Origin of the sequence: Pseudomonas syringae (assembly GCF_001698815.1) — a bacterium.
Classification (GTDB): Bacteria; Pseudomonadota; Gammaproteobacteria; order Pseudomonadales; family Pseudomonadaceae; genus Aquipseudomonas; species Aquipseudomonas syringae_A.
Map to the genome: position 1 here is coordinate 1 of NZ_LGSI01000061.1, position 23,171 is coordinate 23,171.

16 protein-coding genes and 1 pseudogene are annotated in these 23,171 nt (G+C 58.9%); 5 read left to right on the forward strand and 12 right to left on the reverse strand.

Going from position 1 to position 23,171, the window contains the following annotated elements:
• The 3 genes from AFK24_RS21365 to purL all read right to left on the reverse strand — a co-directional run.
• Positions 1 to 300: IS110 family transposase (locus AFK24_RS21365; RefSeq protein WP_139110555.1), on the reverse strand; the 300-nt coding region annotated here is incomplete at its 3' end.
• A 290-nt stretch (positions 301 to 590) separates the two neighbouring features.
• Complete coding sequence (locus tag AFK24_RS21370; protein WP_065835128.1) at positions 591 to 902, reverse strand: YqfO family protein; 312 nt, start codon at positions 900 to 902, stop codon at positions 591 to 593.
• Between the two features lie 4 nt (positions 903 to 906).
• On the reverse strand, positions 907 to 4,803 hold the full coding sequence (gene purL, locus AFK24_RS21375) for a phosphoribosylformylglycinamidine synthase (RefSeq protein WP_065835129.1): 3,897 nt from the start codon (positions 4,801 to 4,803) through the stop codon (positions 907 to 909).
• A 200-nt stretch (positions 4,804 to 5,003) separates the two neighbouring features.
• On the opposite strand from purL, the gene mltF reads away from it, so the two are divergent.
• Positions 5,004 to 6,464 (forward strand): membrane-bound lytic murein transglycosylase MltF, encoded by a 1,461-nt coding sequence (mltF, locus tag AFK24_RS21380; protein ID WP_080482236.1) that lies wholly within the window; start codon positions 5,004 to 5,006, stop codon positions 6,462 to 6,464.
• 110 nt (positions 6,465 to 6,574) lie between these two features.
• On the opposite strand, the gene tadA is transcribed toward mltF, so the two are convergent.
• Positions 6,575 to 7,057 carry a tRNA adenosine(34) deaminase TadA gene (tadA, locus tag AFK24_RS21385; protein WP_065835131.1) on the reverse strand — a complete coding sequence of 161 codons (483 nt, stop codon included), beginning with the start codon at positions 7,055 to 7,057 and terminating at the stop codon, positions 6,575 to 6,577.
• Complete coding sequence (locus tag AFK24_RS21390) at positions 7,057 to 8,430, reverse strand: multicopper oxidase family protein (RefSeq protein ID WP_065835132.1); 1,374 nt, start codon at positions 8,428 to 8,430, stop codon at positions 7,057 to 7,059. The genes tadA and AFK24_RS21390 overlap by 1 nt, the downstream gene beginning before the upstream one ends.
• A 180-nt stretch (positions 8,431 to 8,610) precedes the next feature.
• Between AFK24_RS21390 and AFK24_RS21395 the strand changes: the two genes are divergently transcribed.
• Positions 8,611 to 11,538 (forward strand): membrane-targeted effector domain-containing toxin, encoded by a 2,928-nt coding sequence (locus AFK24_RS21395; protein WP_065835133.1) that lies wholly within the window; start codon positions 8,611 to 8,613, stop codon positions 11,536 to 11,538.
• A gap of 468 nt (positions 11,539 to 12,006) precedes the next feature.
• Here AFK24_RS21395 and AFK24_RS21400 read toward each other — a convergent pair whose 3' ends face one another.
• The 6 genes and pseudogenes from AFK24_RS21400 to AFK24_RS21425 form a co-directional block, all read right to left on the reverse strand.
• The gene (locus AFK24_RS21400) at positions 12,007 to 12,405 is read right to left on the reverse strand and encodes a DUF6632 domain-containing protein (protein WP_065835134.1); all 399 of its coding nucleotides are present in this window, start codon (positions 12,403 to 12,405) and stop codon (positions 12,007 to 12,009) included.
• A gap of 158 nt (positions 12,406 to 12,563) precedes the next feature.
• Positions 12,564 to 13,121: a hypothetical protein gene (locus tag AFK24_RS21405; RefSeq protein WP_065835135.1), complete on the reverse strand. Its 558-nt coding sequence runs from the start codon at positions 13,119 to 13,121 to the stop codon at positions 12,564 to 12,566.
• Positions 13,122 to 13,411: 290 nt separating this feature from the next.
• Entirely contained in the window at positions 13,412 to 14,989 is a 1,578-nt protein-coding gene (guaA, locus tag AFK24_RS21410) for a glutamine-hydrolyzing GMP synthase (RefSeq protein WP_065835136.1), read from the reverse strand.
• Positions 14,990 to 15,091: 102 nt separating this feature from the next.
• A complete protein-coding gene (gene guaB / locus AFK24_RS21415; RefSeq protein WP_020292215.1) occupies positions 15,092 to 16,561 on the reverse strand; it encodes an IMP dehydrogenase in 1,470 nt (489 codons plus the stop codon).
• Positions 16,562 to 16,655: 94 nt separating this feature from the next.
• Positions 16,656 to 17,204 carry a sugar ABC transporter ATPase gene (locus tag AFK24_RS21420; RefSeq protein WP_065835137.1) on the reverse strand — a complete coding sequence of 183 codons (549 nt, stop codon included), beginning with the start codon at positions 17,202 to 17,204 and terminating at the stop codon, positions 16,656 to 16,658.
• A gap of 71 nt (positions 17,205 to 17,275) precedes the next feature.
• Positions 17,276 to 18,055 (reverse strand): annotated as a pseudogene (locus AFK24_RS21425) (sulfite exporter TauE/SafE family protein).
• Between the two features lie 214 nt (positions 18,056 to 18,269).
• Here AFK24_RS21425 and xseA point away from each other — a divergent pair.
• The 3 genes from xseA to leuA all read left to right on the forward strand — a co-directional run bounded on the left by xseA (position 18,270) and on the right by leuA (position 22,563).
• The gene (gene xseA, locus AFK24_RS21430; RefSeq protein ID WP_065835166.1) at positions 18,270 to 19,649 is read left to right on the forward strand and encodes an exodeoxyribonuclease VII large subunit; all 1,380 of its coding nucleotides are present in this window, start codon (positions 18,270 to 18,272) and stop codon (positions 19,647 to 19,649) included.
• A gap of 5 nt (positions 19,650 to 19,654) precedes the next feature.
• Positions 19,655 to 20,491, forward strand: coding sequence for a peptidoglycan DD-metalloendopeptidase family protein (locus AFK24_RS21435; RefSeq protein ID WP_065835138.1), 837 nt, complete (start codon positions 19,655 to 19,657; stop codon positions 20,489 to 20,491).
• A 401-nt stretch (positions 20,492 to 20,892) separates the two neighbouring features.
• Entirely contained in the window at positions 20,893 to 22,563 is a 1,671-nt protein-coding gene (gene leuA, locus AFK24_RS21440; RefSeq protein WP_065835139.1) for a 2-isopropylmalate synthase, read from the forward strand.
• Positions 22,564 to 22,719: 156 nt separating this feature from the next.
• On the opposite strand, the gene AFK24_RS21445 is transcribed toward leuA, so the two are convergent.
• Positions 22,720 to 23,145: a hypothetical protein gene (locus AFK24_RS21445; protein WP_065835140.1), complete on the reverse strand. Its 426-nt coding sequence runs from the start codon at positions 23,143 to 23,145 to the stop codon at positions 22,720 to 22,722.
• Positions 23,146 to 23,171: the final 26 nt, after the last annotated feature.

A 23,171-nucleotide genomic window follows, 5' to 3' on the forward strand; every position in this document is an offset into this window, starting at 1 on the left:
ATCACAGGGATCGGTCTTCGCCCGCTGGCCAACACTTTCGCGGTAATGACTCACCCGATAAGCATCCACAACATAAACCCGATGGCCCATTTCGTGGGCCAGTTCAACGGTGTCCAAGTGGTAGATACTGGTCGCCTCCAGGGCAATCGAGCTTTGCGCTGGCAGCGTTTTGAGCCAGCGGCCTACAGCCAAGCGGTTGTTGTCGATGGCTTGAGTGGTTTTCAGGTCTTCGCGGTAAACGACTATTTCGGCTTTGGCAACGTCAATGCCAATCACCGTTGGCGAGGTAAGGATTGCCATGACGAATCCTCCGAGCTAGGGTTTAGGTACTTGTCGGGGTTCTACCGCTGCGCTGGCTTGCCTCTATCGTCGGTTTTACCGATGAATTCCTTATCGGCGCTTTGGGTAGAAAGGGCGGGACGAGAAGTCTCCCACGGTCCGTACTGGCTAGAGTCGGAATCAAGCTTTTAGTCCCGCCCACCCCTTCAAGTCTAAACATACAAGCAAGCTTGCTTGCGAAGGCGCTACCTCTGACCTGTAGATGTGTCGGATGTACCTGCCTCTTCGCGAGCAAGCTCGCTCCCATAGGTTTAGAAATCTTCCAGCCGCCAAACCTCATAGGCCGGCGTTTCGTAGGGATGGCTCTGCTTGAGAGCCACCACCACCTGCTGAATCAGCTCGTCAGCCACGACCAGCTCGACCTTCCATTCCTCCACGCTTTCGACCACGCCGCTCTGCCCGATAAATGGCTTGCTGCCATCCAACGGGCGGAACTGACCTTGGCCCAGCGCTTGCCATGCGCAGCTGTCGTACGCCCCGATTCGCCCTCCTCCAGCGGCGAATACGGCTTGTTTGACAGCCTCTACATGGCTCGGCGGAACAAAAAAGGCAAGTTTGAACACAGCCTCAGTTCACCCAGACCCGCGCGTTGCGGAACATGCGCATCCACGCACCGTCTTCGTTCCAGTCTTCCGGACGCCACGAGTTCTGTGCGGCACGGAATACCCGCTCAGGGTGCGGCATCATGATGGTGACGCGACCGTCGCGGCTGGTGAGACCACCGATCCCGCGCGGCGAGCCGTTCGGGTTGGCCGGGTAGGCTTCGGTGACCTTGCCGTGGTTGTCGACGAAACGCAGCGCGACAGTGCCTGAAACATCGGCGGCGATCAGTGCTTCGTCGTTGGCGAACTCAGCGTGACCTTCACCGTGGGCGATGGCGATTGGCATGCGCGAACCGGCCATGCCTTGCAGGAAGATCGACGCCGACTCCTGAATCTGCACCATTGCCACTCGCGCTTCGAACTGCTCGGAGCGGTTGCGCACGAAATGCGGCCAGAACTCGGTGCCCGGAATCAGTTCGTGAAGGTTCGACAACATCTGGCAACCGTTACACACGCCCAGAGTGAAGCTGTCCTGGCGTTCGAAGAAGCCCTGGAAAGCATCACGGGCACGGGCGTTGAACAGCGCCGACTTGGCCCAGCCTTCACCGGCGCCCAGCACGTCACCGTACGAGAAGCCGCCGCAGGCAACCATGCCCTTGAAGTCATTGAGATCAACGCGACCGGCGAGAATATCGCTCATGTGCACGTCAATGGCGTTGAAACCGGCGCGGTCGAACGCTGCCGCCATTTCCACCTGACCGTTGACGCCCTGCTCACGCAGCACCGCCACTTGCGGGCGAACGCCCGTCTTGATGTACGGCGCGGCTATGTCATCGTTGACGTCGAAGCCCAGCTTGACGCTCAGGCCCGGATTATCTTCTTCCAGCAGCGCGTCGAACTCTTGATCGGCGCACTCGGCGTTGTCACGCAGACGCTGGATCTGGTAACTGGTTTCAGCCCATTGACGTTGCAGCAAGCGACGCTGGCCGCCGAACACCGGCTCGCCATTGAAGCTGATTGCCACTTCGTCGTTGTTGACCGGCTGACCGATCACCGCTACGCAGTCTTCAAGACCTGCTGCGCTGAACTGGGCAAGCACGTCCGGCGTGGCGTCCTGACGAACCTGGATGACCGCACCCAGCTCTTCGTTGAACAGAATCGCTGCCAGCTCGCTGGCGGATTCAGCCAGGCCGTCCAGATACAGGTTCAAGCCGCAATGGCCAGCGAAGGCCATTTCCAGAGCGGTAACCAGCAGGCCGCCATCGGAACGGTCGTGGTAGGCCAGCAAGTGACCGTCGGCATTCAGACCTTGAATGACCGCGAAGAACGCCTTGAGGTCTTCGGAGTCGTCCACGTCCGGCGCGATACGGCCGAGCTTGCCGTGAGTCTGAGCCAGGATCGAAGCGCCCATGCGGTTCTGGCCACGGCCCAGGTCGATCAGAATCAGGTCAGTGATGCCCTTGTCCATGCGCAGTTCTGGCGTCAGGGTCTGGCGGATATCCAGCACCGGCGCGAAACCGGTAACGATCAACGACATTGGCGAAGTAACGGTCTTCTCGGCGCCTTCATCGCTCCAGCGGGTTTTCATGGACATCGAGTCCTTGCCCACTGGAATGGTGATGCCCAGCGCTGGACACAACTCCATGCCGACAGCCTTGACGGTGTCGTACAAACGCGCGTCTTCACCTGGGTGACCGGCAGCGGACATCCAGTTGGCGGACAGTTTGATGTCGGAGATTTTGCCGATGCGCGAGGCCGCGATGTTGGTCAGCGTCTCGCCGATGGCCATACGACCGGACGCCGGGGCGTCGAGCAGGGCCAGCGGTGTACGCTCGCCCATGGCCATGGCTTCGCCGGTATTGACGTCGAAGCTGGTGGCGGTCACGGCGCAGTCGGCGACCGGAACCTGCCACGGACCGACCATTTGATCGCGAGCGACCAGACCGGTGATGCTGCGGTCACCAATGGTGATCAGGAAGCTTTTGCTGGCCACGGCCGGGTGATGCAGAACGCGCTGCACGCTCTCTTCGATATCGAGAGTGCTCGGATCGAAGTCGTCGCCCAGCTCCGCTTCGCGATCAGCCGAACGGTGCATGCGTGGCGCCTTGCCCAGCAACACTTCCAGTGGCATGTCCACCGGACTGTTGCCGAAATGGCTGTCGGTCACGGTCAGTTGCGGCTCTTCAGTGGCTTCACCGACGACTGCGAACGGGCAGCGCTCACGCTCGCAAATGGCCTTGAAGCGCTCGAAGTCTTCCGCGCCCACCGCCATCACGTAACGTTCCTGGGATTCGTTGCTCCAGATTTCCAGCGGGGCCATGCCCGGCTCGTCGTTAGGCACGTTGCGCAGTTCGAAGCGACCGCCACGACCGCCATCGTTCACCAGCTCAGGGAAGGCGTTGGACAAACCACCGGCACCGACGTCGTGAATGAAGCTGATCGGGTTCTTGTCGCCCAGCTGCCAGCAACGGTCGATGACTTCCTGACAACGACGCTCCATCTCAGGGTTTTCACGCTGCACCGAAGCGAAATCCAGATCCGCAGAGCTGGTGCCGGTGGCCATCGATGATGCCGCACCGCCGCCCAGGCCGATCAACATCGCCGGGCCGCCCAACACGATCAGCTTGGAGCCGACGGTGATTTCGGCTTTCTGTACGTGTTCGGCACGGATGTTACCCATGCCGCCAGCCAACATGATCGGCTTGTGGTAACCGCGAACTTCATCGCCGTGTGGCGTGGTGATGGATTGTTCGAAGGTACGAAAGTAACCAGTCAGCGCCGGACGACCGAATTCATTGTTGAACGCCGCGCCACCCAGCGGGCCTTCGAGCATGATGTCCAGCGCGGTTACGATGCGCTCAGGCTTGCCGTACGGCACTTCCCAAGGTTGTTCGAAACCAGGGATCTGCAGGTTGGAAACGGTGAAACCGGTCAGGCCAGCCTTGGGCTTGGCACCGCGCCCGGTTGCGCCTTCGTCGCGAATCTCGCCGCCGGAACCGGTGGATGCGCCAGGAAACGGGGCAATCGCCGTCGGGTGGTTGTGGGTCTCGACCTTCATCAGAATGTGCACCGGCTCCTGCACCGCGCCGTACTGGCGGGTTTCTGGATCCGGGAAGAAACGGCCGGCAACGCTGCCGACGATGACCGAAGCGTTGTCTTTATAAGCCGAAAGCACGCCTTCGCTGTGCATGACGTAGGTGTTCTTGATCATGCCGAACAGGCTTTTTTCCTGACTTTCGCCGTCAATGTCCCAGCTGGCATTGAAGATCTTGTGGCGGCAGTGCTCGGAGTTCGCCTGGGCGAACATCATCAGCTCGATGTCGTGAGGGTTGCGCCCCAGACCGGCGAAGCTGGTGACCAGATAATCGATTTCGTCTTCCGCCAGCGCCAGGCCCAACTCGACGTTGGCTTTCTCCAGCGCGGCGCGACCACCACCGAGTACATCAATGGCAATCAGCGGCTTGGGTTGGGCATGAGTGAACAGCCCTTCGGCTTCCTGCACCGAGCCCAGCACCATTTGCGTCATGCGATCGTGCAGACAGCCGGCGATGACTTGCGCCTCGGCTTCACTGAACTGGCCTTCTACATAGAAGGTGATGCCGCGTTCCAGGCGCTGGATTTTCGCCAGGCCGCAGTTGCGGGCAATATCGCTGGCCTTGCTCGACCACGGCGAGATAGTGCCGAAACGAGGCAATACCAGGAACAACCGGCCGCTTGGCTCTTGAACCGGCACGCTTGGGCCGTATTTCAAGATGCGAACGAGAACTTCCTGTTCCTCGCCAGTCAGATCGCCAGCAATCTCAGCGAAGTGGGCAAATTCAGCATACAAGCCACTGACAGCGGAAACTTTTTGTTTCAGCTGCTCAAGTAATTTGCTGTGGCGAAAGGCAGAAAGGGCAGGAGCACCGCGCAGGGTCAACATCTTCGGGACAGCCTCGGGAAGGGGTGTGCTTTGAGGCCGTGCATTCTAGCCTAAACCGGCCCTTTCGGCACCCGAAACGGCCAACTTGCAGCTGCCCGAACGTCGGCACGCCTGCCGAGTGCAAGAAAACGCGGGCTCTATCAGACGCCGCCTTCGCTGTCGAGATATGGCGACAGGTGTCCTTTGCGTATACTGCACCGATGTTTCCCCAATCAGATTTCCGCCCTCGTTGTGCCAAATGGCTCATCGCAACCGGACTCTTCCTGATGCTCAGCGCCTGTGTGGATAAACCCACCACATTGGAGCGAGTAAAGGAGGATGGCGTTCTGCGCGTTATCACCCGCAACAGCCCTGCGACCTATTTTCAGGATCGCAACGGTGAAACCGGTTTCGAGTACGAATTAGTCAAGCGTTTCGCCGAAGATCTGGGGGTCGAGCTCAAAATCGAAACCTCTGACAACCTCGACGAATTGTTTGACCAGATGCAGAAACCGGGCGGTCCGGTGCTCGCGGCAGCCGGTTTGATCGACACCGAACAGCGTAAAAAGCAGGTGCGTTTTTCCCATCCGTACCTGGATGTCACCCCACAAGTCATCTACCGCAATGGCCAGTCGCGCCCGACTGATGCTGGCGATCTGGTGGGAAAACGCATCACAGTGCTCAAAGGCAGCAGCCACGCCGAGCAACTTGCTGCGCTGAAACTGAAAAATCCTGCCATCGAATACGAAGAATCCGACGCCGTTGAAGTGGTGGACCTGCTGCGCATGGTCGATGAAGGTCAGATCGACCTGACCCTGGTGGATTCCAACGAACTGGCGATGAATCAGGTGTATTTCCCCAATGTGCGGGTCGCGTTCGATCTGGGTGAGGGTCGGCAACAACGCTGGGCCGTGGCGCTCGGCGAAGACAATAGCCTGATCAACGAGATCAATTCATTCCTCGATAAAGTGCAGAAGAACGGCATGCTGCAACGCCTCAAGGACCGCTATTACGGTCATGTGGACGTTCTCGGCTACGTCGGCGCCTATACATTCGCCCAGCATTTGCAGGAACGGCTGCCCAAGTACGAGAAGCATTTCCAGGCCTTTGCCAAGAAAGAGCAGGTGGACTGGCGGTTGCTGGCTGCGATTGGCTATCAGGAATCCATGTGGCAACCCAGCGTCACCTCCAAGACCGGCGTGCGCGGGCTGATGATGCTGACGCAAAGCACCGCTCAAGCCATGGGCGTGGCTAACCGGCTGGACGCTAAACAGAGTATTCAAGGCGGGGCGAAGTACTTTGCCTACGTGAAGGATCAGCTGGATGACAAGATAAAAGAGCCGGATCGCACATGGTTTGCTCTCGCTTCCTACAACGTAGGTAGCGGTCACCTGGACGATGCGCGCAAATTGGCAGAAAACGAGGGGCTGAATCCAAATAAATGGCTCGACGTTAAAAAAATGTTGCCCCGCCTATCACAAAAAAAGTGGTACAGCAAAACCCGCTATGGATATGCCCGAGGCGGCGAACCGGTCAGCTTTGTCGCCAACATCCGCCGCTATTACGACATCCTGACCTGGGTGACCCAACCGCAACTGGAGGGTAGCCAGGTCGCGGAGAGCAATCTGCATGTGCCGGGCGTGAACAAGGTCAAACCGCCGGAAGACAACCCGCCGCTTTGAGCGCATATCTCGTTGGAGCGAGGCTTGCCCGCGAATCAGGCACCTCGGTTTGCCAGAATCACCGCGTTATCGTTCTTCGCGGGCAAGCCTCGCTCCAACAGAATCAGTAATCAGCCCTTCGCCCGCCGCATCCTGAAAAACTCGCTCAGCATCGTCCCGCACTCCTCGCCCAACACGCCGCCTTCGAACAGCACGCGATGGTTGAGAAAGCCCTGACTGAAAAACTGCCCCTGGCTTTGCACGATACCGGCCTTGGGTTCGAGCGCCCCGTACACCACCCGAGCGACACGCGAATGGACGATGAGCCCAGCGCACATGCTGCACGGTTCAAGGGTTACGTACAGCGTGCTGCCGGGTAAACGGTAATTGCTCACCGCTTGCGCGGCGGCGCGGATTGCGACCATCTCTGCATGGGCACTGGGATCGCTGCCGCTGATCGGGCAGTTGAAGCCACGGCCGATGATCACGCCATCCTGAACCAGCACCGCGCCGACCGGCACCTCGCCGAGCAATGCGCCTTCGGCTGCCAATGCCAGCGCTTCGCGCATGAAGTCCTGATCGCGGCTGCGATCAATGATTTGCGGTTGCCGCATTACGAAACCTCGATTGCTGCCATCAGCCCGGTTTCCATGTGATCGATCACATGGCAGTGGAACATCCACACCCCAGGATTATCCGCCACCAGCGCAACTCGCGCGCGCTCGTTCCTGCCCAGCAAAAACGTGTCGGTGAAATACGGGATGATTTCTCGGCGATTGGAGCCGATCACCTTGAAGCTCATGCCATGCAAATGAATGGGATGCTGATACTGGGTCATGTTTTTGAGTTCGAAGATGTAACTCTTGCCCAGCACCAGTTTTGCAATTGGCCGATCGGCACAGGTCTTGTCCGTGATGTCCCAGGCCTGGCCGTTGATTTGCCACAGGCTGGGTGGTTTGCCGTTGTCGACATTGACCGAGACCGAGCCGACCCACTCGAAGTTGAAATTGAGCTTCTCGGCGTTTTCCAGATCCGGCTCGGCGACCGGGTTGGCGGGCAGCGCTGGCGGCCATTGGGTTGGCGCATCGTTATTGGCAACCGAGCGAAATGTCCCCAGCCGCACCGGGCCATTGCGCAGCGAAAGTTCTTCGCCAGCCGGCGGCGCCTTAATGGCCAGGCAAATGCGCATGCCCGGCCCCAACCAGTAATCCTTGCCCAGCGGCCGCGGGGTGATCGGGTTGCCGTCCAGCGCATAGATCTGCGCTTCGACGCCCGGAATATTCAGGCGATAGGTCACGGTGTTGTCGAGATTGAGAAGACGCACGCGGACAATTTGCCCGGCAGGCAGATCGATCACCGCCTGCGGCACGCCGTTGAGCGTCGAGAGCCGACCGGCCGTGCCTTCGCGGGCGGCTTCGCGAGTGACGCTGAATTCGGTGAACGCGCCGACTTCGTCCACATGCCAGCTTTTCAGACTGACCGTGCGCTCGTGCAGGAACCCGGTCGGTTCGCGCTCTTCGATAATCAACGGGCCAACCAACCCGCGCCCCAGCTCTTCACTGCTGCTGACGTGCGGGTGATACCAGTAACTGCCGGCATCGGGCACACGGAATTTGTAGTCGAAATACTCACCCGGCTTCACCGGCAACTGGGAAACGTAGGGGACGCCGTCCATTTCCAGCGGCAGGCGAATGCCGTGCCAGTGAATGGTGGTCTCGACCGGCAACTGATTGATGAAGCGCAAACGCAGCCATTCACCCTGCCGCACCCGCAGTTCGGTACCCGGCGCCGAGCCGCCGAACGCCCACGCGGGGGTCTGATGCCCGGCGACCAGTTCCACGTCCAGCGGTGCGGCAATCAATTCGAAATCATGCCCTTCGCCCGGTCCGCGTCGGCCCAGCCAATACCGCGACGCGCCACCCGCGCCCAAACCGACCACGGCAAGACCGGCCAGACCTCCGAGTATTTGTCGACGGGTGAAGGACATAGACACAGGAACCTCTAGAAAAACACTGGCGAGCGCACCTGAGAGTCGATGCGAAGGGCGAATACGATACACCTGCATTTGGCAAAAAATAAGGGCGCCAATGTCGCAGTAATTATCTAGTGCTCCAGAGACCACGACTCGCGACACGCTTGGAGGATTCCAGTCCACGAGAAACCAACAATGAACACTGCTGACACAAGCCCCATGCCCGCTATCGACCCGCTGAAAACCATGACTCGGTGCCTTGTCGATACCTGCCCGGATGTGCGGGAAATGGCACGCGACTTTGCCAAAACCATCCTGAAAAACCGCGCCGGTACCGATATCGAGCCTGACACCGTCTATTGGCATCGCTTCACCACGGCAATGAGCAGCCCGGTCACGTTCAATGGCTGGCAGCACGTGGGTAAGCCGATTGAATCCATGACCCTGCCCCAATTGGTTCTGCATCGATTCAATGCTCACGACCAGGACAACGCTGACAACCTGCAGGTGATGGGTGGCTTTTATACCGCTGGCGCTCAGGCCGACCATTACAACGCAAGCAATGAAGTCAAAATGCTGCCCGTCGATGTCATGACTGATTTCTGGGACATCGACTTCTGTACCGCGTACCGGACCCGCCTTGCCTCGTTCTGGCAAGAGCGCTCCGATGATTTCAGAACAATGGCCAAAGCCAACTTTCTCGCCAAGGCGCTGGAGGAACGGGAAAGCGAGCACCTGTGCGCCACTGACTTCCAGACCGTCCTCAACGCAGTGGCGTCCAACGTCCACGCGCCCTTCGAACTGTCGATGCTGACCACCCAGGCAACGGTGCCGACAGGGCTGCGCGTCACCCCTTTTGACATCGGTGGGCATCAAGCCAGCGACATCCTGCGCGTGGTGACCTCTACCGGCAGGCAGATCATTTATATCCCCGGAGAAACCTTCGCTTTTCAGGCCTTCGATACGGACGAACACCTTCGGCAATGGCTGGTCGACACCACCACCAAGACCGCCGACAGAGCCCGATTCCTGGCACATTTCCCGCTGGCAATGCGCCACGAGAACGATCCCGACGCGGGCCTCGATCATTTGATGGATCTGCTGCCTTCCCATGCCGACATTTCCGCGGGCGGCCTGCTTAATCAGCTCGATCAAGACCTTGGCATCGATGCATTTACCTGGCTGCGCGATGCCGCGCGTGGTCGCATGAATGCGGATGCGGACTTTTCCCTACGCTCCAATGGCGATCTGCGCGAGCAGATGTGGATTGGTTATCTCAACGCCTTTTCCCACGTAATGGGCCCGCTGGCCGCGCTGGACTGGCCCATTGCCCTTGCAGTCGTCGGCGCCGGATTGGCAGACATGGGCTTGAACATCGATCAGGCGGTCAACGGCCACACCACGGCCGAGCGCAAGGCGGGCGTTATTGGCGCAATCCTCAACGCCGTGGACAGCCTGCTCAATTGCCTGTTTTTGCTGGATGCCGGCATTTCACACATGAATGAAGGGGAAACCGAGTATCTGGCGACCTTCAGCGAAGACAGCGATGCGCAGCAGGCTCCAGACGTTACGGAAAGCTCGGTGGAAGCGCCCACTGACGTCGCCCCAACTGATACAACGGCAGAAAACCAAGACCTGCTTGCCAGATTCAGGACCAATCATCTGCTTGGAGGCTTCACGCCATCGACGCAAGCCGGTCGCATGCAGGGCATTTATCAACTGGCCAACAGCGAGACTTACATCGCAATCGAGCACAGTTTTTATCAGGTGCGCTACGTCAATGAAGTGAATGGCTGGATGATTATCGATCCGCAAAACCCCTTCTCTTTCTATGACAACCTCCCGGTCCGGCTCAACACGAACGGGAACTGGGAAGTGGTCAATCGCAGTGGACTTCGCGGCGGCGGCCCTGCGGCGTCCCGGATACTGCGCACTCCGCGCCCGTCCCCACAGGCCTCGGTGATCAGCACTTACGAGGTTCCAGAGTCGATGAGGGCGGATGTCATCAAAGGCGCCAACGGCAGTGATCGGGCGGTATTGCGCGGCGAAATGATGCCTTTGACCCATAACTGGAGAGATCCCTATGAGCAATTCAGAGCTATCAGGGAACGTTTGCGTACCGACGCCTGCGACTTTTATGAACACCTGGAATTGCCAGGCAGGCCACAAATGCCACAGCTTGAAGCACAGGCGTCCACCAAGTCCGCCCTTGGCAAGTTTTTCAGCAGCAACGACGGCCTGGTCATCGGGGAGAGCCATTCAGGAATCGGCAGCAAGCGCTTCCTGATCGAAAACATGAAGCGGCTGAAAAAACTCAAGGTGCGCACGCTGTATATGGAACATTTGCTCACTGATTTTCATCAGGCCGATCTGGATGAGTTCGCCCGCTCGGGACGCATGAGCACGAAACTGGAGCAGTATTTGCGGAATATGGACCTTGGCCACAACACCGATCCGGCGGGTCAATACACGTTCCTGCAAGTGATCAAAACTGCCAATGAAAACCGGATACGCATCCAGGCCATTGATTGCATGGCCAGTTATCGGCTGGATGGCATGCAGGACCCGACTAACCTGGCGCGACAGAAAATGATGAATTTCATCACCCACTTGATCATTAGAGCTGACGCTGTAAATCGCGGAGCGAACAGCAAGTGGATAGCCATGGTCGGTAACTCCCATGCCAACACTTTCCACGGAATAGGCGGGATCAGCGAACTCGAAGGCGCTATAGGATTGCGGGTCGAGGACGTTGCGCCAGGACAACCGGAGGGCTTTACGATTGACCCGGGACGGACCATGCCCGGCGACATAGGCGAACCTGACAGCTTCGTGAAAAGCGATTTCAGGCTGCAAGTTGTCATTAACAGAACCTTTGGCAGAATGCCGAGCGACCGACTCGTGGTCCAGCCAGGAATGTTCATCATTGATGAAAGCTCGGGTGAGCCGATGCTGGTGCATCGCAGCAAGGACAACTCGGTTGTGCGGACCCGAATCAAAAATCGCTTCGGCAAGGTGTTCATAGATCGCCCACAGTGGCCTGCCATCAGCAGGCGCACCTTCAATACTATCGGTGAGCTGGTGGCTGCGCTTGAGTTGATGGGCATGAAAAACGTCAACTGACCGACGAACTTAGCTGTCTAGTCCTGAAATAGGTTTACACCTATTTACGTGTTGCTTTGGTGGGAAAGGACTGGTCCTCTCTCATCGAACACGCACAACCGTTGAATTGAAATGCTCGTTGGAGCGAGCGGGCGGCGTTCCGACTTGCCCGCGAATCAGACGCCTCGGTGACCCAGCGCTACCGCGTCATCGTTCTTCGCGGGCAAGCCTCGCTCCAACGGGTGCCGGTGTTTGCTGNGGAGCGAGCGGGCGGCGTTCCGACTTGCCCGCGAATCAGACGCCTCGGTGACCCAGCGCTACCGCGTCATCGTTCTTCGCGGGCAAGCCTCGCTCCAACGGGTGCAGGTGTTTGCTGCGCGACAATGCGGCGTCTGGACGGCGGGGGATCTCCCACAAAGGACGGGACAAGCGCATAAAAAAGGCCGGGCAACCTTGATGGTTATCCCGGCCTTTTAGACAGGCCGTCTCTCACCCTACGACCTTGTCGCCGCGCGGCGTGAAGAAAGCCAGCGCCGCCGCGACGATGAACAACGCGGGCACGTCGCCGAATAAATGGCCGAACTGGTGCTCCCCGTCCATTCCGACGCCGAAGGACTGCACGGCCATGATCGCGCCATGTACGACGCTCGACCACACCGTGAACCAGATCAGGCTCAGATGTTTCAGCGGATCGCGGGACGCTATCAGCAGGAACACGCCAAGCGTCGCGTAGATGCCGATGATCATCAGCGGGTAATCGGAATGTCCGCTGTGCCACGTCCAGCCGGACGGCCACAGGATCATCAGCGGCCAGATCGCAAATACGGCGATCAGGCCGACAACGATCAAAACAATGCGCAAGGCGGCAAGTCGTTGGGTGTCGTCCATGGCAGGCTCCTTATCGCGGCGTATATATCGCCGTAACTTGACGCCAATGAGTATAGAACCCTGCGCGAACGTACATCCCGTCAACCCATACCGTCAGTCGTCCTGGCGGTATCGGAAGGCTGGCCGGGGCTGCGGCTACCCATGAACTCCCTGCGCGGTCAGTTTGCGGCGGCATCTTTTTTTCGAACGCCAATGGTTTTGCGTTCACCGGTTGCGGAGACTTCGTACACGCTCATGACCCAAGTGTCGGCGATCACGGTTTCAACCAGGTAATTCTTCTTGGCTTGCGGCGTGAATTGCTGCGCAACAGGCTGCTCCTTGTCGAACGGCGTGGGCATGGGAATACCGTTTAAGGTAAACGGTTTGACCTTGACCACCCCTTCCACGTACACCGTTTTGTCAGCCTCGACCAGCTTACTGATGCTGTCAGTACCACCGGCAATTTTCTTCAGATAAGCCGGTATGCGCTTGAAGTAAGCAGAGTCATAAACCCGATCACCCGCGCTATCAAATCCAGCATTGGCATAGCCGTACGTGTAACTGACAGGATGATCACCCTCGCCGCCTATGGTACGGAAAGTCACGCTGGCTTGATGGTCATTCATGGCCAGTGGAACTACCGGCTCTGAAGTAAGATCACCCGCCTGACGGCTGCTGCAGCCGGTCATGATAAGAGCGAAAGTGATTGCTAATGGAAACGCCAAAGAAGTTTTCATTCGATCCCTGAACAGCCTAAAAGAAGACCTGTATAGAGCCATTTGCAGAGCGAAAGTTCCCTGTACGCTGTCGGTGCTGCCGTGGAATTGACCCGTCTGCGGATGCCACACTGATCCAATAATATTTACTCAAGATCCAATGCCGGCAAAGATTCGCAGACCAGGAGTCACGGTCATGGCGATGCACAAAGCTGCCAGAATTTGCCAGACCCAAAAAGCCGAAAGCCCGCAATTACGCGGGCTCCAGAGCATTTTTTGCTAGATCGTGCCGGACAGTGCCGGACGTCCAATCATTCCCACTCAATGGTCGCTGGCGGCTTGCTCGACACGTCGTAGGTGACGCGGGAGATGCCTTCGATTTCATTGATGATGCGCCCGCTGACGGTTTCCAGCAGTTCGTAAGGCAGGTGCGCCCAACGTGCGGTCATGAAGTCGATGGTTTCCACGGCGCGCAGGGCAACGACCCACGCGTAACGACGGCCGTCGCCGACCACGCCGACGGACTTGACCGGCTGGAACACCACGAACGCCTGGCTGACTTTGTGATACCAGTCGGCCTTGCGCAGCTCTTCGATAAAGATGTGGTCCGCACGACGCAACAGGTCGGCGTACTCCTTCTTCACTTCACCGAGGATACGCACACCCAGGCCAGGGCCCGGGAATGGGTGACGGTAAACCATGTCGTACGGCAGACCCAGTTCCAGACCCAGACGACGCACTTCGTCCTTGAACAGCTCGCGCAGCGGCTCGACCAGCTTGAGGTTCATTTCATCCGGCAAGCCACCCACGTTGTGGTGGGACTTGATCACATGAGCCTTGCCGCTTTTCGCGCCAGCCGACTCGATGACGTCTGGATAAATTGTGCCCTGGGCCAGGAACTTGATGTTGTCCAGCTTGCAGGACTCGGCGTCGAACACGTCGATGAAGGTACGGCCGATGATCTTGCGCTTTTTCTCCGGGTCGCTTTCGCCAGCCAGATTGTTCAGGAACTGATCCTGGGCATTGGCGCGGATCACTTTGACGCCCATGTTCTCAGCGAACATGGCCATCACTTGCTCGCCTTCGTGCAAGCGCAACAGACCGTTGTCGACGAACACGCAGGTCAGCTGATCGCCAATGGCTTTGTGCAGCAGCGCGGCAACTACGGACGAATCGACACCGCCGGACAGACCCAGCAGCACGTTGTCGGTACCGACCTGGGCACGGACTTGCGCAATGGCGTCTTCAGCAATGTGCGACGGCGTCCACAAGGCTTCGCAGCCGCAGATATCGAGGATGAAGCGCGACAGGATGCGACCGCCCTGCTTGGTATGGGTCACTTCCGGGTGGAACTGCACGCCGTAGTAGCCACGCGTATCGTCGGCCATGCCGGCAATCGGGCAGCTCGGGGTACTGGCCAGAATGTGGAAACCTGCCGGAATCTCGGTGACTTTGTCACCGTGGCTCATCCACACGTCCAGACCGAAGACGCCATCGGCATCGACGTGATCTTCAATGCCGTCCAGCACGCGGCTCTTGCCGACGATGTCGACGCGGGCGTAACCGAATTCACGCATGTCCGAACCCTGGACGCGACCGCCCAGTTGTTCGGCCATGGTTTGCATGCCGTAGCAGATACCGAAAACCGGTACGTTCAGGTCGAACACTGCTTGCGGCGCACGGGGGCTGTTGGCTTCGTGTACGGATTCAGGGCCGCCAGCGAGGATGATCCCGCGTGGGTTGAATGCGCGAATCGCTTCGTCGTCCATGTCGAACGGATGCAGTTCGCAATACACGCCGATCTCACGCACGCGGCGGGCGATCAGCTGGGTGTACTGGGAACCGAAGTCGAGGATCAGGATGCGGTGGGCGTGAATGTCGAGGGCCATGACTCATTCTCGTCAAAAAACAGAAACGACACGGGGCTGCGTAACAGCCCCGGCTATAAAACTCGTTGGGTTGCATCGCGGCGAACCACGATGCAATCCGGATCAACCGACGCGATAGTTCGGCGCTTCCTTGGTGATCTGCACGTCATGGACGTGGGATTCAGCCATGCCGGCACCAGTGATGCGCACGAATTCAGGCTTGGTGCGCATCTCTTCGATATCGGCGCTGCCGGTGTAACCCATGGAGGAACGCAGGCCGCCCATCAACTGATGGATGATCGCCGACAGCGAGCCTTTATAGGCGACGCGGCCTTCGATGCCTTCCGGCACCAGCTTCTCGGCGCCTTCCGACGAATCCTGGAAGTAGCGATCCGAAGAGCCTTGGGCCTGGGACATTGCACCCAGCGAACCCATGCCACGATAAGCCTTGTAGGAGCGGCCCTGGAACAGTTCGATTTCGCCTGGCGCTTCTTCGGTACCGGCGAACATCGAGCCCATCATCACGCAGCTTGCGCCGGCAACGATGGCCTTGGACAGGTCACCCGAGAAACGGATGCCGCCGTCGGCGATCAACGGCACGCCGGTGCCTTCAAGGGCAGCGGCAACGTTGGCGATGGCGCTGATTTGCGGAACGCCGACACCAGCGACGATACGCGTGGTGCAGATCGAGCCAGGACCGATACCGACCTTGACCGCATCGGCGCCAGCAGCAACCAGTGCCTTGGCGGCAGCGCCAGTGGCGATGTTGCCGCCGATGACCTGCACGTCAGGGAAGTTTTCTTTAACCCAGCGAACGCGATCGATCACGCCTTTGGAGTGACCGTGGGCAGTGTCGACCACCACCACATCAACCCCGGCAGCGACCAGCGCAGCAACACGCTCGCCAGTGTCTTTGCCGGTGCCGACCGCAGCGCCGACACGCAGACGACCCTGGTCGTCCTTGCTGGCCAACGGATAAGCCTTGGCTTTTTCGATGTCCTTGACGGTCATCATGCCTTTGAGCGCGAACTTGGCGTCGACGATCAGGACTTTTTCCAGACGGTGCTTGTGCAGCAACTCGCGCACTTCGTATTTGTCGGCGCCTTCACGCACGGTGACCAGACGCTCTTTAGGCGTCATCACTTCGCGAACAGGGACATCCAGACGGTTTTCGAAGCGTACGTCGCGAGAAGTCACGATGCCGACCAGGTCGCCATTGTGCAGGACAGGTACACCGGAGATGTTGTGCAGGCGGGTCAATTCGAACAGATCACGAACCGTGGCATCAGCTTCGATGGTGATCGGGTCCTTGACCACGCCAGCTTCGAACTTCTTGACCTTGCGCACTTCGGCAGCTTGCTGCTCGATGGTCATGTTCTTGTGGATCACACCGATACCGCCTTCCTGAGCCATGGCAATTGCCAGACGGGCCTCAGTCACGGTGTCCATTGCAGCGGAAACCAGAGGGATATTCAGTTCGATGCCACGGGTCAAACGGGTTTTCAGACTGACTTCGTTGGGAAGTACCTCGGAATAACCGGGCACAAGGAGGATGTCGTCGAAAGTAAGTGCTTCTTGGCTGATACGCAGCATCGCGGGGGCTCCCGAGCGGGAAATTGGAAGCGCGCCATTATACCCAGACAGCCCCGTCGGCTCAATGTAAACCTCAGGCTATTATCAAGGGCATTTATAGAAGGACTTTGACGAAGGACAGCGGACGATCCAGACGTTCGGCGAAGTCATCCAGAAAGCTCTGCTTGAACGATGCATCCAGCCAGTTGTTGAAGATGAAGCCCAGGTTGGAAAAACCGCAGGCTTGCAGGAACAGAAAGCCATTGATGTCGTCTTCGTGCCCGCATTCCGGACAAATGAAGTTGTCGGTATGGCCGGGCATCCATTCTTCCAGGCTGTCGAACAACGCTTCGCCGATTTCCTTGCGGCACTCCGGGCAACCGGCTTCTTCGGCGAAATCAGTGAGCGGCGTGAAGATGCAGCGTTTGGTGACGAGTTCCAGGCCATTGACGGATTGACCGAACGGCAACGCTTCGGGGTTTACCACCACCGCACGGGCACCGGGCGCAATGGCGTAGGCCATTTTGTTGGAGGTTCGACCGCAGGTGGTCAATTCGGGCTCGATCACATTGAGCTTGACCAGCCAGCGCAGAATCAACCGCGCCCTGGCTTCACGTCCGGGAAAACCGGAGATTTGCGGGACAAGAATGCTTTGGCTGTTCATGGCGACGTTTCACAAGCGGCTTATCGAGTGCGGCAGCTTAATCCCCCGTCGCGTCAGGTCAAGTGTAGCGGTCAGCCGGCCATATACCGCCCGATCAACGCGATGCCGCTGACCAACACCAACCAGGTCACCAGCCGCACGAACGTCTCACGGGACAGTTTCATGGTCAGCGCCCGGCCGATCCACGAACCCACAGCCATCGCGGGTAACAGGCCCACCGCGAGAACCAGCAACGGAATCTACGCGTAGACACCGGCAATCAGGAACAGGCTCAAGCGCACGATGGTGCTGCAGCTGATCAATGCACTTTGCGTGGCCCGCGCCTGCGCCTTGTCGGTCAGCCGACTGTTGAGGTAGATCGCGTAAAGAAAGCCGCCGCTGCCAAACAGGGCACCGAACAACCCACCGACGGTACCCATGGGAATCGCCCAACCCGCCGCCAATTGTGTCGGCCGCACTTTCACCGCCAGGCTATAGACAGCGTAAGCGGTAATAAACAGCCCCATTAACAGCAGCAACACATCGGATTTGAGGTTGAGCAGAAACAGCACGCCCAACGTGCAGCCAACCGCCATGCAAGGCAGCAGACGCAACAATTCGGACTTGACCACCGATTGCCGGGACGGCAGCAAATTGCCGAACGCGGCGATGAAATCCAGCATCACCAGCAGCGGGATGATGCGCGATAACGGCATGAAATTGATCAGAATCGGCCCGGCCACCAGCGCCGTGCCGAAACCGGCGATGCCGAACACTATATAAGCCGCAACCACGCCCAGCTCGATCAGTAGCCAGTCGAGAGGCGTGAAGCCCATTTGCAGGAATGTGGCGATGATGTCGGTATTGCCCATTGCACTCTTCTTCCTTAAAGATCTGCGCGACGCGAACTTTAGCAAACGGCACGAGTTATCGCGGTTTAATTCGTTGGAGCGAGGCTTGCCCGCGAAGGCCGTGTTTCAAATGCGGAAACTGGATGGAAGTGCCGCCCCTTTCGCGGGCAAGCCTCGCTCCAACAAGTCCACGCCAATCGTGCGCTTGACCGGCATTGCCATTATCATGCCCACCATGATCAAAGACCCCTTCGCAAGACTCGGCCTCGACCGGGAAGTCCTTACTGTCAGCCAGCTCAACGGCCGTGCGCGGGTGTTGCTGGAGGATGTGTTCAGTAATATCTGGGTCGAGGGCGAGATCTCCAATCTGTCGCGCCCGGCGTCCGGCCACGTCTATTTCACCCTCAAGGATTCCGGCGCGCAGGTACGTTGTGCGCTGTTCCGGCAGAGTGCGGCGCGGGTTCGCCAGGCGCTCAAGGATGGCTTGCAGGTCAAGGTACGCGGCAAGGTTTCGCTGTTCGAGGGCCGTGGCGACTATCAACTGATCCTCGATACGGTGGAGCCTGCCGGCGACGGCGCGCTGCGCCTGGCTTTCGATGCCCTGAAAGAAAAGCTCAGCGCCGAAGGCCTGTTCAGTGCCGAACGCAAGGTCGCGCTGCCACTGCATCCGCAACGCATCGGCATTATCAGCTCGCCCACCGGCGCGGTGATTCGCGACATCATCAGCGTGTTTCGCCGCCGCGCGCCGCAAGTGCAATTGACCCTGATTCCCACGGCCGTGCAAGGCCGCGACGCCATCGCGCAGATCGTCCGCGCACTGAAGCTGGCCGATGCGCGAGGTTTCGACGCGCTGATCCTGGCCCGTGGCGGCGGTTCACTGGAAGACTTGTGGTGCTTTAACGAAGAAGCGGTGGCTCGCGCCATCGATGCCTGCGTGACGCCGATTGTCAGCGCGGTCGGACACGAAACCGATGTGTCCATCAGCGACTTTGTTGCTGACGTCCGTGCGCCGACCCCATCTGCCGCCGCCGAACTATTGGCCCCGGACTCCAGTGACCTGCATCGTCGCGTGGATAACCTGCATCGCCGCCTGGTCAGTCGCATCCGGGACAAACTCATGCGCGAGCGGCTGCGCCTGGAAGGCATTTCCCGCCGCCTGCGCCATCCCGGCGAACGCCTGCGCCAGCAAGCGCAGCGTCTGGATGATCTGGACATGCGCATGCGCCGCGCTTTCGAGCAGCAGATGCACAAGCGCCAGGTGCGCATCGCCCATCTGGAAAGCCGCCTTGCCGCCCAACATCCGGGACGCGCCCTCGCCTTCTTGCGCCAGCGTCTGGACGGGCTGGCCGCACGCCTGCCCAAAGCTATGCGCGACACGCTGAAGACTCGTCAGCTGCAACTGCAAAGTCAGGTGCAAACCCTGCACGTGGTCAGCCCGCTGGCGACGCTGGGCCGCGGCTACAGCATTCTGCTCGACGAGCGCGGCCATGCGATTCGCAATGCCGCACAGACCCAAACCGGCCAGCGCTTGACGGCACGGCTGGGTGAAGGCGAATTGCAAGTCAGGGTCGAAGACAATCACCTGACGCCCGTCACCCTTTCTCTTCTGGATTGATATTGATGCTGCGATTTTCAGCTCCGCTGCTTGCTGTTTTTCTGTGCCTGCCCGCCCATGCCGACAGCTACATCACACGCTTACTGAACAAGCCGGTTCCCGGCGGCGTTGCGGTGGTCGATCTGGGCACGGGCGCCCAGGCGCCGAAAGCCACTTATCAGGGCAAGCCGGTGCTGGTGGTCCGGGAGCAGGACAGCCGCTGGCTGGCTATTGTCGGCGTGCCATTGACGGTCAAGCCGGGGTCTCAGCAGTTGGCGATCAGAGAGGCCAGCGGCGTCCGCAATCTGGCGTTCAGCGTCGGCAGCAAGAAGTACCCGGAACAGCACATCACGCTGAAGAACAAACGTCAGGTGAATCCCGATCCTGCCGACCTGAAGCGTATCGAAGGCGAATTGGCGGAACAGATCACCGCCTACCGCTCCTTCACCCCCACCATCCCAAGCAATCTGCTGCTGGACAAGCCGGTCAACGGCCCGCTGTCGAGCAAGTTTGGCGTGCGTCGCTTCTTCAACGGCGAAGAACGCAACCCTCACGCGGGCCTGGACTTTGCCGTTCCCGCTGGCACACCGATCAAATCTCCGGCGGCGGGTAAAGTGATTCTGACCGGCAACTACTTCTTCAACGGCAACACCGTGTTCGTTGACCACGGCCAGGGTTTCATTAGCATGTTCTGCCACATGTCGAAGATCGACGTGAAAGTCGGCGATGCGGTAGTACGTGGCGGCGTGGTCGGTAAAGTCGGTGCTACCGGCCGCGCGACGGGGCCGCACATGCACTGGAACGTCAGCCTGAACGATGCGCGGGTTGATCCGGCGATATTTATCGGGGCGTTTCAGCCTTAGGGTTCCGTTGGCGCGACCGGGGTGGCGATCCACCTTGCCCGCGAAAGCGCTTTTTGACGAACGCCATCGCGGGCAAGCCTCGCTCCAACGGAATCGCGCCGGACTTTATGACCCAGCAATAAAAACCTATAAAAAATCAATTCTGCGCTAGCCGAGCATAGACTTTCTGCAAAAACGCGACTTTCTCTCAATTTTCTGCAACTGCTTGCCAACTTTCACCCCAATGGTTACGGTTGACGTCATGAATACCGCCCAAACCCTCATTCTGTTGCGGCAACATTGCTGTCTCAGCCTGGTCAGTGCGCGACTGCCAAGCTAGATCGCGGTGCCTCGCCCCCTGTCTTTTCGAATTATCGGTTGGCCGCCTCTACCCGGCCCCGCAAGAACCCAAGGATTTCCCCATGACCATGCTCAAAGATCCGTCCAAGAAGTACCGCGCGTTCCCGACTATTGATTTGCCGGATCGCACCTGGCCTTCGAAAACCATTACCGAAGTGCCGATCTGGTGCAGCTCCGACCTTCGTGATGGTAATCAGTCGCTGATCGAGCCAATGGACGCGGTCAAGAAGCTGCGATTCTGGAAGACCCTGGTCAGCGTCGGCGTCAAGGAAATCGAAGCTTCGTTCCCAGCCGCTTCGCAGACTGACTTTGACTTCGTTCGTACCCTGATCGAAGACGGCCATATTCCGGACGACACCACGATCCAGGTGTTGACCCAGGGCCGCGAAGACTTGATCGCTCGCACCTTTGAATCCCTGCGCGGCGCGAAGAAAGCTATCGTTCACCTGTACAACGCCACCAGCCCATCCTTCCGCCGCATCGTCTTCAACCAGGACAAGGCTGGCGTCAAAGAGATCGCGGTCAGCGCCGCCAAGCTGTTCGTCAAATACGCTGCCGAACAACCGGACACTCAGTGGACTTTCGAGTATTCGCCAGAGACCTTCAGCGCTACCGAACTGGAGTTCGCCAAGGAAGTCTGCGACGCGGTCATCGAAGTCTGGAACGCGACGCCAGAGAACAAAGTCATCCTCAACCTGCCTGCCACGGTTGAAGTGGCAACGCCGAATATCTATGCCGACCAGATCGAATGGTTCTGCCGCAACATCACTCGCCGTGACAGCGTGATCATCAGCCTGCACACCCACAACGATCGCGGCACTGGCGTCGCAGCTACCGAGCTGGGCCTGATGGCTGGCGCGGATCGTGTTGAAGGCTGCCTGTTCGGTAACGGCGAACGCACCGGCAACGTGGACTTGGTCACCGTGGCGTTGAACATGTACACCCAAGGCCTCAACCCGCAACTGGACTTTTCCGACATCGACGGCGTGCGCAAAGTCGTTGAAGAGTGCAACCAGATTCCGGTTCACCCGCGTCATCCGTATGTGGGCGATCTGGTCCACACCGCGTTCTCCGGCTCGCACCAGGACGCCATTCGCAAAGGTTTCACCCAGCAGAAACCGGACGAATTGTGGGAAGTACCGTACCTGCCAATCGACCCGGCAGATATTGGCCGCAGCTACGAGGCGGTGATTCGCGTCAACAGCCAGTCCGGCAAAGGCGGCATCGCTTACTTGCTGGAGCAGGAATACGGCATCTCGTTGCCGCGCCGCATGCAGATCGAATTCAGCCAGGTCGTGCAGGGTGAAACTGATCGCCTGGGCCTGGAAATGTCGGCGCAGCAGATTTACGCGCTGTTCAAACGCGAATACCTGCAAGCCAACAAGCCTTACGCGCTGATCAGTCATCGTCTGCAGGAAGAGAACAACACCAGCGCCGTGGATGCGGAAGTCAGCGTCAACGACGAAACCCAACGCTGGAAAGGCAAAGGCAACGGCGCGCTGGAAGCGCTGGTTTCAAGCCTGCCGGTGGGCGTGGAAATCATGGACTACAACGAGCACGCCATCGGCGCAGGCACCACGGCCAAGGCCGCTGCCTACATCGAACTGCGTGTGAATGGCGAACGAGCGATCCACGGCGTAGGCATCGATGAAAACATCACCACCGCCAGCTTCCGCGCCCTGTTCAGCGCACTGAACCGTTCCTTGAGCCAGGCGGAAGCCAAGGCTGCCTGAAACGCCTGCCCGCAACGAAAAAGCCCGAAGCATTTGCTTCGGGCTTTTTGTTTAGGCCTGTTCTTGACACTGAAACGCCGTAGGACTGACTTTAGCCGGGAGCACACCCTCCCGGCTAAAGCCGGTCCTACGGTGAAGCCGCGACCAGACTCATTATCACGCGGTGGTATCAACGCCACCGCTAGTCGTCAGTTGCAGCAAAGCGGCCTGTTGCGATTGCAGCAGCGCGGTGGTGCTGGAGATCTGAGTCTGGATCGCCATCACTCGTTGAGCCTTTTCCTCTTCCGAACCGCTGCGGTTCTGTGCAGCGGCCAGTTGCTGTTGCTCTTTCTGCAACTGCTTTTCGGTCTCTTTAATCTGCTCTTTGAGCTTGTCGATGCTTTCCTGCGTGGCACTGGACGTCGAACTGCCCGCCGCACCACCACCGCCCGCTGCACCGACCGCAGTAGTCTTGGATTTGCTGTCGTCGGTCGCCGTGGTCGCGTCGGTCGCCGCAGCGGTAGTCGCGGCGTCGTCCTTCTTGACAGTTACGGAGAAGGCCGTTGAATAGGAACTCAATGATGCGGTGCTGATCGTGGTCATGCCGGACTCCAGAATACACATTCAGT

Bases quoted from the DNA above. Each gene is read 5' to 3' on its own strand.
- AFK24_RS21390 (WP_065835132.1), bottom strand. From the start codon at position 8,430: ATGTCCTTCACCCGTCGACAAATACTCGGAGGTCTGGCCGGTCTTGCC.
- AFK24_RS21445 (WP_065835140.1), bottom strand. From the start codon at position 23,145: ATGACCACGATCAGCACCGCATCATTGAGTTCCTATTCAACGGCCTTC.
- AFK24_RS21435 (WP_065835138.1), top strand. From the start codon at position 19,655: ATGCTGCGATTTTCAGCTCCGCTGCTTGCTGTTTTTCTGTGCCTGCCC.
- AFK24_RS21420 (WP_065835137.1), bottom strand. From the start codon at position 17,204: ATGAACAGCCAAAGCATTCTTGTCCCGCAAATCTCCGGTTTTCCCGGA.
- AFK24_RS21400 (WP_065835134.1), bottom strand. From the start codon at position 12,405: ATGGACGACACCCAACGACTTGCCGCCTTGCGCATTGTTTTGATCGTT.
- tadA (WP_065835131.1), bottom strand. From the start codon at position 7,057: ATGCGGCAACCGCAAATCATTGATCGCAGCCGCGATCAGGACTTCATG.
- guaB (WP_020292215.1), bottom strand. From the start codon at position 16,561: ATGCTGCGTATCAGCCAAGAAGCACTTACTTTCGACGACATCCTCCTT.
- AFK24_RS21405 (WP_065835135.1), bottom strand. From the start codon at position 13,121: ATGAAAACTTCTTTGGCGTTTCCATTAGCAATCACTTTCGCTCTTATC.
- guaA (WP_065835136.1), bottom strand. From the start codon at position 14,989: ATGGCCCTCGACATTCACGCCCACCGCATCCTGATCCTCGACTTCGGT.
- mltF (WP_080482236.1), top strand. From the start codon at position 5,004: ATGTTTCCCCAATCAGATTTCCGCCCTCGTTGTGCCAAATGGCTCATC.
- purL (WP_065835129.1), bottom strand. From the start codon at position 4,803: ATGTTGACCCTGCGCGGTGCTCCTGCCCTTTCTGCCTTTCGCCACAGC.
- leuA (WP_065835139.1), top strand. From the start codon at position 20,893: ATGACCATGCTCAAAGATCCGTCCAAGAAGTACCGCGCGTTCCCGACT.
- AFK24_RS21395 (WP_065835133.1), top strand. From the start codon at position 8,611: ATGAACACTGCTGACACAAGCCCCATGCCCGCTATCGACCCGCTGAAA.
- xseA (WP_065835166.1), top strand. From the start codon at position 18,270: ATGATCAAAGACCCCTTCGCAAGACTCGGCCTCGACCGGGAAGTCCTT.